Below are 14,043 nucleotides of genomic sequence, written 5' to 3' on the forward strand. Positions count from 1 at the left end.
TTGGGTTTCCTGCTTTTAGCGCTCGATAAGCACCTTTAGCGGCCAGCTCATCGATTAGCAGGCCTAGGCACAAACAACAGGTAACGGCCGTAGCTACAAACGCCGGTTTACACAAATAAAGTCCCAGGCTCCGGATTATGCGTGCAGGCCTATAAACCGAGCGGGCGCTGTGCTGAGATGGGCTCAATCGGCTCTACGGCCCGGCGGGGAGTTTCATCGACGATGATTCCCTTGGCCCGGTTGCCGATCTTCCAGGCTTTGTAACTCCAATGGCGGTTTCCCGGGTTTTCTGCTACCAGCTGCCGATATTGATCTGCGGCCTCTGGGTAACGTGCTAGGCTCTCATAGCTTTCCGCCAGCATCTGCCGCCCGCCGGCCAGGCGTGGCGCCCGACGCAGAGCGCGCTGCAGGTGCGGAATAGCCTCGGCGTACTTATGGTTTTTGTAGGCCACTAACGCCAACCGGTAATCTGCGCGGTAAAAAGTGGTATCTAGCTGCACGGTGTGGGCATATACGCGCACGGCGCTATCCGGCTGGTTCTGAAGCTCAAATTGTCGGCCGTAATCATACCAGAGCGGCCCATACGTGGGAGCTAACTTGAGGCCCCTGGCCGCATACCGAGCAGCATTTGCCGGTTGCCGAAACGCATTGGATATAAAAGCCAGCTGATGCAGAGTTTCCGGCTGTCGAGGATCTCGGGAGAGACTGGCGCGCAGGTAATCCAGGGCTTGCAAAGTATCCTGCAGACCAATGTAGGCCACCCCTTTGTAGAACAGTGCGGCAGCATGATCGGGCTCCTGCTGCAAGGCGCGGTCCATCTGGTCTAGCGCATCCTGGTACCGACGCTCGGCCAAGTGGGTTTCCCCTACCAGCAAATTCAAATCGGGGGAGGTAAAGCCCCGGCGCGATGCTTCCTCCGCGGCCTCCAGCGCCGATTTGAGCTGGCCTTGCGCACGCAGCGCGCGGGCTTTGGTGAAATAGAATTCAGCCGGGCTGTCGTCGAGTTCCAACGCTCGGTTGATATCCTGCAGAGCCGCGGGGACTAAGCCGGCTTCCAGTCTGAAAGCGGCGCGCCGGGCATACAGCGAGGCATTGCGCGGCTGGCGCGCTATAGCTCCTTCCAGCTCAGTGGCCTGAATTTTGGGCCCGCTCTGCACGGTTTTTAAGTTCACCATCACTTCCCGCTGCTGAGCGGGGGCACTTTTCCCGCAGCCCGCCAGCATGCCCGCCAGGGCCAAAAGCAGCCCTAGGCACTTGATAATAGCCCAAGAAGAATGTTTCGTGTACTGCATCAGACGCCAAAGATACGCACCTAAACTGGCCTACCCACCGACAAAGCCCCTTATGCAGGTTCAATGCCTAGGCTAATTATGCTCTCGTTTCAAGCGTATATGGCGCTGAAGCTGGCGCCGAAGCTGCCGATTGAGCTGCTCCAGCAGCCGCCGGCAACGCCGGCTGGTTTCCAATTCTTCGGCCGTAACCGGGGTGAGGTTAATGGCTTCCTGCAGCACCGCAACAGCGCGGCTTCGCTGACCCTGGTTTAAGTACACCCGAGCCAGATCGTAGCAAAACTCAATGCGCTGCGGAGCCAGCTCGTGCGCCCGCACCAGCGCATCAATTGCTTTGCGGGTGCCGGCGCCACTGGGCGTTCCTCCCAGGAACAGTCGGCTGAATACCCGCTCCAGCAAATTGTAGTGGTCTACGCGGTAGTGCCACCGGCCTAGTAGCTGCCAGGCATCGGCCCAATCGGGGCGGCGGGCCACAGCCATAAACACGTGCGGCTTCATTTCGCGGTAGGCCAGTAGCCGCCCCCGGGAAGCCAGCAGCGTAGCTTGGTTGGAAAGCGCTAAAGCTTCAGCATAATGGCCCTCTCCTTCCGTGGGCTGCACTACTAGGGCCCGGTTGGCGTAGAGCCGAGCCGCCGAAAAGTAGGCAGCCTTGCGGGTTTCATCGGTATAACGGGCTCCTATGCGCACACTCAGCACAGCCGCCTGCCACAGCGCATCGTAAGTGGCGGGAGCTTTAGCCAGCACCTGCTCATACTTGGCCAAGGCCTCCGACTCGTGGTATTGCTCCTGCAGCGTTTTGGCGTCTGTCATCAACTGCCGAATGACCGGATCAGCAAGTGGCCTAGCAGCCTTCTCAGCTGCCGCACTTACTTGCGCGGCTGCTTCCGGCAGACATACAAGCGGCAGCCATAGGCTTAGAAACAGGACAGCTAAACGAAACAAACGAAGCATGGAAGATTTTAACCCTGCAAATCTGCTGGTTTTCCGTGAAGGAACCAGCAGGTAGCAGACTGATAGCGTAGGCGGGAGTGCAAGAATACGCTCCTGACTCTAGGCCACTACTGATGCTGCTTTTGAACCCCGGACAAAAAAAGCCCCACTCCTGGTTGTTGAGTGGGGCTTTTTTGCTTAAAACAGCTTCAGCTGCGACTTGGGAGTTTTCAGTACTGCCTGAGCCTGGGCTACGTCGGCGGCTGATATCTCCACGTCGCCGGTGTGCTCAGGCATGGGCGTTTCATCAGGAGCAGCTGCACTCCCGGCGCGCGGAATGGTGGCTGGGCCGGATTTTTTCTTGCCTTCGCGGCGCTGCGGCTCGGGGCCTTCATCCGTGAGCAACACCACAGAATGGATTTTGAAGTAGTTGAGCTTGTTGCCCATCGCCTTCCACCCTTTCACGTCAATAAACTCGTGGAGCTGGATTTTCTCGGTTTCCTTATCAGCCTTTTTGTCGCGCTGGAGCTGCACTTCTACCTGCGGCTCAGGGTTCGCGGTAACCACCAGCAACTTCGAGCCTTTCGATTCTGAGATGAATACAAAGCGGTTTTCCAGCTTGCTGGTTTCAATCTTAAACCGCTTAATGTAATGCATCTTCGTGTCACCTTCCGCGTACACGGCGCTAAGTACCGTGTCGGCCTCCAGCTTGCGCAACAGCACTATGTTGGGCAGATCAAAGTGGTGCGCCGGATCTGCTGCTTTTAGCTCGTAGCTGCCATCCTTGTACACCACCAGCACCGTGTCGTCAGTATCGAAGGCGCCGAGGTAACGACCGTGGCCCGTAGTATTGAGGCGGCCGGTAACCTCATCGAAGAACGTTTCGCGCCCACCCAGCGTGGAGTCGCCGAGGCTTTTTTGCGTGATTTTCTTGATGGGTTGCTTGGTCACGATGTTGCCCATCGACCCCTTGCCTTTAATGGACAGCTCGGCAAAGTCGAAGTCAAACTGCTTCACCCGGGCGGCCGCCTTATCGGAGAGCTGGATGTTTACAATTTCCGATTCCGAATTGGGGTTAGCCGTCAGGTAGAGCGTTTTGGTGCCTTTAGTGCCTTTGGTCAGGTCATACACCTTGTCGCGGGTAATGCCCGTGACCAGGAAGCGCTTGGCAAAGCTGATACCGGAGGCGCCATCCAAGTACACCATATTGTACACCAGCCGGTCGTCGTTCTTATTATAGACGCCTACGTGTAGAATGTCCTTGCCCACGAAGGTCTTTTCCGCGATTTTAGACACTGTAAACGTACCATCCCGACGAATAGCTATGATGTCGTCCAGGTCGGAGCAGCTGGTGACTTCCACGGCCTTCTCGTCTTTCTTGAGGCCATAGCCCACGAAACCATCGGCGTAGTTTACGTAGAGCTTCTGGTTAGCCACGGCCACTTTTTGGGCCGTTACCACATCAAAGGTGCGCAGTTGGGTTTTACGCTCTCTGTTCTGGCCGTACCTCTTCAGCAGACCTTCAAAGTAGTTGATGGCGTAGCGCGTGAGGTTGGCCAAATGGTCGGCTACTTCCGTCAGCTCACCTTCCAGACGCTGGATAAACTCTTCGGCCTTGAACCCATCGAACTTCGAAATGCGCTTGATGCGGATTTCCGTCAGGCGCGTCAAATCGTCCTCCGTGATGGTGCGGCGCAGCACAATGCGCGTGTCGTTGGCCTTTTGCTTCTCGCCTTCAATGCGCACGAACTTGCGTAGGCCACTGTCAATCGTTTCGAGAATCTCTTCCCAGGTTTCGCACTCCTCAATTTTGCGGTAGATGCGGTTCTCGATGAAAATCTTCTCCAGCGAAGCCGAAAGCCACTTCTCCTGCAGTTCCTCCTGACGAATTTCCAGCTCGCGCTCCAGCAGGCGCACAGTTTTCTGGGTGCTCAGGCGCAGCATATCCTCTACTCCCACAAAGCGCGGCTTATCCTCGATAATCACGCAGGTGTTGGGCGAAATGCTGATTTCGCAGTCGGTGAAGGCGTACAGCGCGTCCATCGTGAGGTCGGGGCTCACGCCGGTAGGCAGATGCACCTGAATCTCGACGGCCGCCGCCGTGTTATCGACCACCTTCTTGATCTTGATTTTATTCGCCTCCGAGGCCTTCACGATGCTTTCCATCAGCGCCGTGGTGGTGGTGCCGTACGGAATGTCCCGGATGACGAGCATGGTCTTATCCGCCTTCTCGATGGTAGCGCGCAGGCGTATTTTTGCGCCGCGTAGGCCACCGTTATAGTTCGAGACGTCGCAGAGGCCACCCGTCGGGAAGTCGGGGAACAGTTGAATGTCGCGGCCCCGCAGCACATCAATACTAGCCTTGCACAACTCGCGGAAGTTGTGGGGCATAATCTTCGTAGACAGGCCTACGGCAATGCCTTCTACGCCTTGGGCCAGCAGCAGCGGGAATTTGACGGGCAGCGTGGTGGGCTCGCGCTTGCGGCCGTCGTAGCTCATCTGCCACTCCGTGATGTCGGGGTTGAAGACCACATCCAAAGCAAACTTGCTCAGGCGGGCTTCAATATAACGCGGGGCAGCCGCGCCGTCGCCGGTCCGGATGTCACCCCAGTTGCCCTGGGTTTCGATCAGCAGATCCTTCTGGCCCAGGTTCACCATAGCGTCGCCGATGGAGGCGTCGCCGTGGGGGTGGTACTGCATGGTCTGCCCGATGACGTTGGCTACTTTGTTGAAGCGGCCATCGTCCATTTCCTTCATAGCATGCAGAATGCGGCGCTGCACCGGCTTGAGGCCGTCCTCAATGGCGGGCACGGCACGCTCCAGAATCACGTAGCTGGCGTAATCCAGAAACCAGTTCTGGTACATGCCGTTCACGGTGGCTACGTCATGAATGGTTTCGCCGGGCGCAAATTTAGGCTCCTCTTCCGTTTCTTCGGTTACGGGCGTGGGCTCCGTTACGGCTACCACGTCGGCACCCGACTCTGACAACAGCAACTCGCCGGTTTCGCTGACCACAAATTGCGCGGGCTCCTCCGTGGGGCTGGCCGCATCCGCCGGATCCTGCGCCGGCTCCGACCCAAACTCAAAGGAATCACCGGCCCCGAATAGGTTCGGCTGCTCTTCAGGGTTGAGGTCTTGGGGGTTCGTTTCTTCTGACATGAGGGGTGTGGCTGGCGCCACGGTTATTGTTCTTGTACCTCTCTCCTGCTTCTGTTTCGAGGAAAAGCAGAAGGTTTATTTGCGCTAGGCCAGTTGCCAGGCAATTTCACTTACTACGCTACTACATTAGCACACAACATGCTGGGTAGCTGGCAGCCAAAAAGGCCTAGGCCAGGTCTTCTTCCGGCACTTCCGCTACGGGCAGCACATCGGATGTCACCAGGTCCTTTTCCAGACGCAGGTTCTCGATGATAAATTCCTGACGGGCTGGCGTGTTTTTGCCCATATAGTAGGTCAGAACCTGCTGAATGGAGCGGTCGGACTGCAGGATAACCGGTTCCAGCTTAATGTTGTCGCCGATGAATTTACCGAATTCATCCGGCGAAATCTCGCCCAGCCCTTTAAAGCGCGTAACCTCGGGGTTGCGGCCCAGCTGGCGCATAGCATGTTGCTTTTCCTGCTCGTTGTAGCAGTAAATGGTCGTTTTCTTGTTACGGACGCGGAAAAGCGGCGTTTCCAGAATAAACACGTGCCCATTCCGGACCAGATCGGGGAAGAACTGCAGGAAAAAAGTGAGCAACAGCAGCCGGATGTGCATCCCATCCACGTCGGCATCGGTGGCAATAACCACGCGGTTGTAGCGCAAGCCTTCAATGCCTTCCTCAATGTTGAGGGCGTGCTGAAGCAGGTTCAGCTCCTCGTTCTCATATACAATCTTCTTCTTCAGCCCGAAGCAGTTCAGCGGCTTACCCCGAAGCGAGAAGACGGCTTCCGTCTCCACGTTGCGGCTTTTCGTGATGGAACCCGAAGCCGAGTCACCTTCCGTAATGAACAGCGTGGTTAGAGCTTCGGCTTCCTGCTTGCCTTCCCCGAGGTGGAAGCGGCAGTCGCGGAGCTTGCGGTTGTGCAGGTTGGCTTTTTTGGCGCGCTGGTTGGCCAGCTTCTTCACGCCGGCCATATCCGTGCGTTCCCGCTCGCTCTGGTCGATGCGCTTTTTAAGTGCCTCCGCGACATGCGGGTTTTTGTGCAGGTAGTTGTCGAGCTGCTCCTTTATAAAGTCCAGCACGAAGCCCCGCACGGTAGGGCCATCAGGACCCATATTAATGCTGCCCAGCTTGGTCTTGGTCTGGCTTTCGAACACCGGCTCCTGCACCCGTACCGAGATGGCGGCGATAATGGAGGCCCGGATATCAGAAGCTTCGTACTTCTTGGTTTTGTTGGTTTTGGCAAAAAACTCCTGCACCGTCTTCACCACGGCCTCCCGAAAGGCGGCCAGATGGGTACCACCCTGCGTGGTGTACTGCCCGTTCACGAAGGAATAATATTCCTCGCCGTAGTCGTTGCCGTGCGTTAAAGCCAGCTCAATATCCTCGCCTTTGAGGTGAATGATGGGATAGCGCAGGCTCTCAGGGTCGGCCTTGCGGGCCAACAAATCCAGCAGGCCATTCTCGGAGTAGTACTTCTGGCCGTTGAAGTTGATGGTGAGCCCCGCGTTCAGGTACACGTAGTTCCAGATCTGGTTTTCCAGGTACTCCGGGATGAAGCGGTAGTTGCGGAAAATGGAGTCGTCGGGCTGGAACGTGAAGAGCGTACCGTTGCGCTGACTGGTTTTCTGGGGCTTAGGGTCGCTCGTTAGCACGCCCTGCGAGAACTCCGCTGACTTCATCAGGCCCTCCCGGACGCTCTGCACCAGAAAGTAATTGCTGAGTGCGTTAACCGCCTTCGTGCCGACGCCGTTTAAGCCAACAGATTTCTGAAATACTTTGGAGTCATACTTGCCGCCCGTATTAATCTTACTGACCACTTCCACTACTTTGCCCAGCGGAATTCCCCGTCCGTAGTCGCGTACTTGCACGCGCTGGTCAGAGATTTTCACGTCGATAGTACGGCCGTGGCCCATCACGTGCTCGTCAATGGAGTTGTCAATGACTTCCTTTACCAGCACATAAATGCCATCATCATAGCTGGAGCCGTCGCCGAGCTTGCCAATGTACATGCCCGGCCGCAGCCGGATGTGCTCCCGCCAGTCCAGTGAACGGATACTGTCTTCGTTATAGCCGTGGTCGGGGGTTGCGGTGGGTACTTGTTCTTCAGCCATCAGGAAAACCAGAAATCATATTTGAGGTAAAATAACGCAGAAAATTGACCTTTTCCGCGCTTTACTTTCGCTATCCAAGTTAGCAATTACTGGGTATTCAACCTACGAAAAGCGCTGTTCGTTCCCGTAAAATGGCTTAAAACACTTCAAAAGAATCATCTCTCCCTTCTCATCTTCCCAATTTATTTAGCAAATGCTACCCCCCGCTGGTCAACATCACTTACCCCCTTCCGGGCACAAGCCCACTTCTACCGTCAAGCAAACCCCTATTGTTCAGTTTGCCTTCTTCATGCTGGGCTCTGTGCTGTTGATATATTCCCTTAAGGAATTAGACGACATCCTGCTGCCACTGCTGTTTTCGGCGCTCTTTACGCTGCTGCTGCTGCCCATTTGCCGGTGGCTGGAACTGCGCAAGGTTCCGCGCGTGCTTGCCATTATTCTGTGCCTGCTGCTGGTGCTGCTGGTGTTTGCCGGTATCATCTTCGGGTTTGGATCCCAGCTAGCGCAGTTTCAATCGGAAATACCCAAGCTGCAGGATAAGCTGATGGAGTTTTTCAATGAGGCACAGGCCTGGGCGCATACCAAGTTTGGGTACCAGCCCATGAGTATTGCCGACGTAAAAGACACCACGATGAAGGCCCTGAAGAAGTCGGGGGGTACCTACCTGGGTACCACGCTCAACACCACTTCGGCAGTGCTGAGCAACCTGGCGCAGGTACTGATTTACATCTTCTGCTTGTTGTTCTACCGCGACCATCTGCGGCAGTTCATGTTCCGTTTTGTGGCTCCGGATAAGCGCACGGCCGTGCTGCACACCGTCGATAATATCCAGACGGTAGTACAAGCCTACATCTCGGGGTTGTTTAAGGTTATCATCATTGTGGCTATTCTGAACGGTATAGGCCTAGTGGCGCTGGGCGTTAAGTTTGCGGTCTTCTTTGCCATCTTCGCTTCAGTGCTGGCGGTCATTCCCTATATCGGCATCATGATTGGGGCTACCATCCCGGCCATTATTACGCTGGTTGAAACGGGCTCCATTTTGCAGGCCTCTCTGGTAGTGGGTGTGTTTGTGGTGGTGCAGTTTCTGGAAGGCAACTTTATAACGCCCATGATTACCGGCTCACAGGTAAGCATCAATCCGCTGGCCGCCATCCTGGCCCTGATACTGGGCAACGAGCTCTGGGGCACTCCTGGCATGATTCTCAGCATTCCGCTGATTGCCGTAATTAAGGTGGTACTGGATGCCAACAAAACTACCGAGCCCTGGGGTTTCCTGCTGGGAGATACGGCCGAGGGCGAGGACTCTACCAAGCCCGAGACCAAGCAACCGGGTGGCTTGCAAAAGCTCTGGAACCGGGCTATTGGCAAGGCCGCTTAGATAGGCCTACAGGCCACGTAAAGGAACCCTGCTCCACACGATGTGAGCAGGGTTCTCTGTTTTAGAGCATCGCAAAGTCAACATATTTCTCCCAAATTTTATACCCCTTATTCAGCAACCTCCCAGCGTTTGGGTAGGTATAATGCTCAGGTTGCTGCTTCTGGCAGCGCCCTTTTTTGAATACTCTAACCCTGAAAATTCCTTCCCATGGCTATTATCACTGGCGAAACCGCTCGCGCTTACAACGACCTCGTAGAAATCAATAAAACGGCTGCTAAAGGCTATCAGGAAGCTGCCGAAGGTGTATCGAGCCCCGAGCTGAAATCTAAACTGAGCCAGCTAAGCCAGCAGCGCGCGCAGTTTGCTTCTGAGCTCACGCAGCATGCCAATCAGTATGGCATCACCCCCCAAGATGAAACCACGGTAGAAGGCGTAGTGGCCGATGCTGCCGCCGCCGTACACCGGGGCTGGATCAACATTAAGTCGGCTATTACCGGCCAAGACGACTCAGCCATTCTGGGCGAGTGCGAAACGGGCGATGCTACGGCCTTGAGCTCCTACGAAACTGCTCTAAAATCACGGGAGCTGCCCACTGAGGCCCGCACCGTAATCGAGAAACAGCACGGCGAAATTCTGTCGGCTAAAAACTGGGTAACGCAACAGAAAGGCAGCCGCTAGGCCACCTTCTTTCTTCCTAAAAAAAGCCTGCCATGTGCAGGCTTTTTTTGTTTTACTCAGTACCGCACAAGGTACTTTTGCAGAACTGTGGGCGCTTTGCAACCTTTGGAAAGCCTATCTTTGTTACCAATCTGCTTAGCACGTTTTATTACCTGATTTCAAGCCGCTTTTGTACGCCATCATTGACTTAGAAACTACCGGCGGCCAGCCTGCGCAGGACCGTATCACGGAAATTGCCATCTATATCCACGACGGAGAAAAGGTGGTGGATGAGTACAGCACGTTGCTCAATCCCGGTAGGCCTATCCCCTTCTTTATCACCCAGCTCACGGGCATTTCTGATGAGATGGTGCGCGAGGCTCCCAAGTTTCATGAGGTGGCCCGCAAGGTGGTGGAAATGACGGAAGGCTGCGTGTTTGTGGCCCACAATGTGCGGTTCGACTACAGTTTCCTGAAGAAGGAGTTTGCGGACTTAGGCTACAATTACTCCCGCAAAACGCTATGCACGGTGCGCCTGAGCCGCTCCCTGATGCCTGGCCAGCCTAGTTATAGCTTGGGGAAGCTGTGCCAGAACATCGGTATTCCGCTGGAAGGCCGGCACCGCGCGGGGGGAGATGCTGCGGCTACGGCCATTCTTTTTGGGCGGCTGCTCAAGATTTCGCAGCAGGAGGAAGCGCTGGTAGCTCCCGGCCTAAGCCCCGCTGACACCTTGGCGGCAGTAGATGCTACCGCACCCTCAGGCCGCCAGACGGCCAACGCCAAGGCACCCGCGCCCCGCAAGATAAAGGCTGTTCAGGAGGCAATCCGGACCGCGCTGCTGCCGCCCAATATTACGCCTGAAAAAGTGGCTTCTTTGCCCCAGGAGGCGGGCGTGTATTACTTCCACAACGAGCAGGGCGAAGTAATTTATGTCGGTAAAAGCATCAATATCTATAAGCGGATTCAGCAGCACTTTGCCGTCGATTACAAGTCGCGTAAGAGTCTGGAGTTCAAGAATTCCATTTCCGATATTACCTGGGACCTGACGGGCTCCGAGCTGGTAGCGCTGCTGTACGAGTCGCACGAAATCAAGCGCCTGAAGCCCTTATATAACCGCGCCCAGCGGCGCTCGGTGTTTCCGGCGGGCATTTTTATGCGCGTCGATGAGAACGGCTACAAGCACCTCTACTATGGCAAGGCCGATGACCATGCGGAGTCGCACCCGCTTATTGCGCTCGGCAACCAATACAAGGCAAAGGGCTTCCTTTTTCACAAAGTAGCCAAGTTCAACCTGTGCCAGAAGCTCTGCGACCTGTATAAGACCACCGGTTCGTGCTTCGATTACCAGGTGCACCGCTGTAAAGGGGCCTGCATAGGCCTAGAGCCCGCCGATGAGTATAACCAGCGGGTAGAGGCCGCCATTGAATCTTTCACCTATGAGCACGGCTCGTTTGTGGTGATAGGGCAAGGCCGAAATGAAAGTGAAAAGAGCCTGGTAGTAGTGGAAAACGGCCGTTACGTAGGCTTTGGCTACGTTGATGAGACCTTTACGGCTCGCCGCTTCCCAGATTTCAAGGACGCTGTGAAGCGCTACAACGACAATAAAGATGTGCAGCAGATTATCCGGCAGTACCTACGTACAAAGCACAAGGATAAAGTGAAAGTGTTCAGCTAACGCCAGCAGTAGCTGCAGTTGTACAAATGCCCTCAGGAGCCTGTCCGGCGCTATTATGCGCCGGACAGGCTTTTTTTATTTACCCAGCGATGCAGATAAATCTTAACATATAAGATAAACTATATAAAAAATAATTACGCTAACTTCGGTAGGTCGGTCGGTGGCCGCTAGCTAGTTCTGCGTGATGATGCAAGTGTTCGACTCTCCTTATTTGCGTATTCTTCATGATGCTACCTACCGGGTGCTGGAAATGCAGTGGCAGAAGGCTACCAGTGTCCAATTTCGGGAGGGCATGCTCTTAGGCATCTCCCAAGCCAGCCGGCTGGGCGTACACACCTGGATTGGCAATTTGCAGGCTATGCAAACCCTCACACCCCAGGATCAGGAATGGATATATGAGAAGTGGTTTCCACGCTTCGCGGCGCTGGGCATCCGGCGTATGGCGGTGATAGAGCCCGAAAACCCGCTCAATCGGATTGGCATCATGCAGGTGATGCAGCACGAAGCCAGCACAGTGCCCCTGGCTACGGCCTATTTTCTCTCGGTGGAGGAAGCCCGCAAATGGAGCTGCCGGCGCTATACAGATATTCTCATGGCCTAGGCCACTTCCTTTCTACTCAAAGTTGCTGTTGGGCCTGCTGCAGCCATTCTACGGCGCTGGTCTCATCATTAAAACGCCGCATAAAATACGTACGATCCGAGTTGGCGTCGGCCTCCGCGAAAGCTGGCAAGTCCATCGTCAGCATTTGGTAGGTTGGTGAGAGGAGCTGGCTCATGAAAACCGTCTGGCCCAGATGGGTGCTCAGGGTCGGGAAGAACTCATTGAGTCCCCAGTTCGTCGTTTCGTCATCGGCAGGAGTACGGCGGCGGCCATCCAGTAGCCAGTAAGGGCACTGGCACAGCAGAGCCGCCTCCAGAATATGCTGGTAGCCCTCCCGGGTTTCGGCCCCTGAAACAGGCCTTTGCCACCGCGCAACCAGAAAGTGAAGATCTGAACGATACGTCAGTGTCAGATAATCTGGGGTGGAAAAGTGCTGCATCGGAACTGTAGTTGACTCCATCTTACACAACCTGCCCAGTGGCTAGGCCAGGTATATACACATAACTAGCGGCTGAGCCTGTAATAACCAGGCAAAAGCCCTGCTTAATATAGCCGATGACGCAGCAGCCACCCAGCCGCGTCGAACTCATCGGCGCGGGGTAGGTATTTCTTTACCTCAACGGCCTTGGAAAGCGTGAGCGTATTGCCGTCGCCGCTATCATACACCGTAATACTGGTTTTGGCCCCTGCCGGAACCTGCGTGGTTTCAATCAGGTCCTGCCCGGCGCCATCGTATAGGCCTAGGGCGATGCGCGCATCGGGGACGCCGCGCACCTCAAAGGCATCGTTACCACCCAGGCCAAAAAGACGGATTACGTTGGTTTCGGCGGCATCGAAGGTCCGTTGGGACAGCAGCTTGTCGCCAGTGGGGTTTATCTGAAATACCTGTACCCGCACTTTGCCTGTGCCAGCGGGCTCCACCACAAAACGCTCGGCGGCATCGGTGCCGGGCAGCTCTATTTCTTCGGCCAGCAGCTCGTAGAACTTGTCCGCTACTGCCGGCAGCTCGTCGCGCCGCGCGTGCAGCTTGCGGTTGAAATCAGCCATTGACAGGGCCTGCACCTCCGTAGGCCACACTTGCAGCGCATCCGAAATCACGGAGTTGGGCAGCGCCTGGCGTAAGGAATCGGCAATTTCCCGAAAGTCATTGCGGGTAAGGTAGGCCAGTAACGACTTATCCATGGGACGCGCCGCCCGGTTCAGGCCCTCCACATCGCGCAGCCGAATGGTTTCGTGAAAGCTCTGGTAGTTGGATTTCACCCACCCAATGATGTGCGTGAGCAAGCCATCATCAAACTTAAAAAACGCATGGTCCCGGTCGCGCGGAATGGCTTTGTAGATGGTGGTACCAGTGGCTCCCGGAAAACTGGCCCAGCGCCATTGGTCTTCGCGGCGGCTCCAGTCGCCGAGCCACATATCAAACAGCCGGTTACGCAGATACTGGCGGGCATCAATGTGGTACTGTGGACTTGTGAGCAAATTGGTGAACACCTTGCGGGAGCTTTCCACACTGGCGGAGCGGCCAAAGCTTTGGACAGTGCTCTGGTCGCCTTCGGGCCGCTCTTCAAACAAGTACAGCTGATTGGCAAAAGCCGTCCGGTACTCTCCCAGGGCTGGGTCGTCTGACAGATATACTAGCCTTGGGTTGGTATGAAATAGGCCAGCTGCCTGGGCCAGCTGCGGCACAATGTAGGCGCCATACGGATGAATGACGCTGGTCTGGTCTTTCATGAGCCGGCCAATAGGCCCGGCCTGCAGGTTTTCGGGCAGGGCCTTGGTGGGGTCTTTATCTACGGAGCGCAACACGTATTGCATCCCGTTGCGGTCTACCAGGCGCAGGTTGCGGGTCTGGAAGCTGCCGCCTTCACGCACTGGCGTAAGGCCGCCCGGCACGGCCGTCCGGAGGTTGAATACGGGAGCCGTGACGGGAGTAGCCCATATCTCCCGGTAGTGTTTTCCCCAAAAAAAGGCGTGCACCGCCCCCCGCTGATACTGAGGCCCTGCTGCCACTTTCACGGTGGAGTCGGGCGCAATGGCCTGGGCCGGATGGGATACGACCGGCGCCGCGGGCGACGTGCACGAGCACAACAGTAAGGCACTCAGCAGGCCTACAGATGACGAGTAAGGGGAAAGCGGCACGAAATCTTAGGCTTAGAAGGCTTCTGCGGCCCAATGCCGCTGCCCTTATAGCGCAAACGGGGCCCTGCCGGTTGTTGAGCAAGGCCATCTACTTTTACAGCTGAGTTCCGTTCAAGG

10 protein-coding genes are annotated in these 14,043 nt (G+C 55.8%); 4 read left to right on the top strand and 6 right to left on the bottom strand.

Features of this window, described 5'->3' with window-relative positions; all coding sequences use genetic code 11:
* Positions 1-149: 149 nt before the first annotated feature.
* The 4 genes from CFT68_RS04170 to CFT68_RS04185 all read right to left on the bottom strand — a co-directional run bounded on the left by CFT68_RS04170 (position 150) and on the right by CFT68_RS04185 (position 7,476).
* Positions 150-1,292 (bottom strand): tetratricopeptide repeat protein, encoded by a 1,143-nt coding sequence (locus CFT68_RS04170; protein ID WP_088842153.1) that lies wholly within the window; start codon positions 1,290-1,292, stop codon positions 150-152.
* Between the two features lie 72 nt (positions 1,293-1,364).
* Complete coding sequence (locus tag CFT68_RS04175; protein ID WP_088842154.1) at positions 1,365-2,240, bottom strand: tetratricopeptide repeat protein; 876 nt, start codon at positions 2,238-2,240, stop codon at positions 1,365-1,367.
* A gap of 177 nt (positions 2,241-2,417) precedes the next feature.
* Complete coding sequence (locus CFT68_RS04180; RefSeq protein WP_088842155.1) at positions 2,418-5,378, bottom strand: DNA gyrase/topoisomerase IV subunit A; 2,961 nt, start codon at positions 5,376-5,378, stop codon at positions 2,418-2,420.
* A gap of 166 nt (positions 5,379-5,544) precedes the next feature.
* A complete protein-coding gene (locus CFT68_RS04185; RefSeq protein WP_088842156.1) occupies positions 5,545-7,476 on the bottom strand; it encodes a DNA topoisomerase IV subunit B in 1,932 nt (643 codons plus the stop codon).
* A 193-nt stretch (positions 7,477-7,669) separates the two neighbouring features.
* On the opposite strand from CFT68_RS04185, the gene CFT68_RS04190 reads away from it, so the two are divergent.
* The 4 genes from CFT68_RS04190 to CFT68_RS04205 all read left to right on the top strand — a co-directional run bounded on the left by CFT68_RS04190 (position 7,670) and on the right by CFT68_RS04205 (position 11,787).
* Positions 7,670-8,854 carry an AI-2E family transporter gene (locus CFT68_RS04190; protein ID WP_088842157.1) on the top strand — a complete coding sequence of 395 codons (1,185 nt, stop codon included), beginning with the start codon at positions 7,670-7,672 and terminating at the stop codon, positions 8,852-8,854.
* 207 nt (positions 8,855-9,061) lie between these two features.
* Positions 9,062-9,532 (top strand): ferritin-like domain-containing protein, encoded by a 471-nt coding sequence (locus CFT68_RS04195; RefSeq protein WP_088842158.1) that lies wholly within the window; start codon positions 9,062-9,064, stop codon positions 9,530-9,532.
* Positions 9,533-9,701: 169 nt separating this feature from the next.
* Positions 9,702-11,186, top strand: coding sequence for an exonuclease domain-containing protein (locus CFT68_RS04200; RefSeq protein WP_088842159.1), 1,485 nt, complete (start codon positions 9,702-9,704; stop codon positions 11,184-11,186).
* A gap of 184 nt (positions 11,187-11,370) precedes the next feature.
* Positions 11,371-11,787 carry a hypothetical protein gene (locus tag CFT68_RS04205; RefSeq protein ID WP_088842160.1) on the top strand — a complete coding sequence of 139 codons (417 nt, stop codon included), beginning with the start codon at positions 11,371-11,373 and terminating at the stop codon, positions 11,785-11,787.
* A gap of 16 nt (positions 11,788-11,803) precedes the next feature.
* Here the strand turns inward: CFT68_RS04205 and CFT68_RS04210 are convergent, their stop codons facing one another.
* Entirely contained in the window at positions 11,804-12,226 is a 423-nt protein-coding gene (locus tag CFT68_RS04210) for a hypothetical protein (protein WP_088842161.1), read from the bottom strand.
* Positions 12,227-12,330: 104 nt separating this feature from the next.
* Positions 12,331-13,926, bottom strand: coding sequence for a hypothetical protein (locus CFT68_RS04215; protein WP_141106434.1), 1,596 nt, complete (start codon positions 13,924-13,926; stop codon positions 12,331-12,333).
* Between the last annotated feature and the right edge of the window lie 117 nt (positions 13,927-14,043).

The organism is Hymenobacter gelipurpurascens, assembly GCF_900187375.1.
In the GTDB taxonomy this organism is placed as follows: domain Bacteria; phylum Bacteroidota; class Bacteroidia; order Cytophagales; family Hymenobacteraceae; genus Hymenobacter; species Hymenobacter gelipurpurascens.

What these genes read in the sequence shown, in the direction of transcription:
- CFT68_RS04195 (WP_088842158.1), top strand. Translation starts at nt 9,062, where the DNA reads ATGGCTATTATCACTGGCGAAACCGCTCGCGCTTACAACGACCTCGTA.
- CFT68_RS04180 (WP_088842155.1), bottom strand. Translation starts at nt 5,378, where the DNA reads ATGTCAGAAGAAACGAACCCCCAAGACCTCAACCCTGAAGAGCAGCCG.
- CFT68_RS04210 (WP_088842161.1), bottom strand. Translation starts at nt 12,226, where the DNA reads ATGCAGCACTTTTCCACCCCAGATTATCTGACACTGACGTATCGTTCA.
- CFT68_RS04205 (WP_088842160.1), top strand. Translation starts at nt 11,371, where the DNA reads ATGATGCAAGTGTTCGACTCTCCTTATTTGCGTATTCTTCATGATGCT.
- CFT68_RS04190 (WP_088842157.1), top strand. Translation starts at nt 7,670, where the DNA reads ATGCTACCCCCCGCTGGTCAACATCACTTACCCCCTTCCGGGCACAAG.
- CFT68_RS04175 (WP_088842154.1), bottom strand. Translation starts at nt 2,240, where the DNA reads ATGCTTCGTTTGTTTCGTTTAGCTGTCCTGTTTCTAAGCCTATGGCTG.
- CFT68_RS04170 (WP_088842153.1), bottom strand. Translation starts at nt 1,292, where the DNA reads ATGCAGTACACGAAACATTCTTCTTGGGCTATTATCAAGTGCCTAGGG.
- CFT68_RS04185 (WP_088842156.1), bottom strand. Translation starts at nt 7,476, where the DNA reads ATGGCTGAAGAACAAGTACCCACCGCAACCCCCGACCACGGCTATAAC.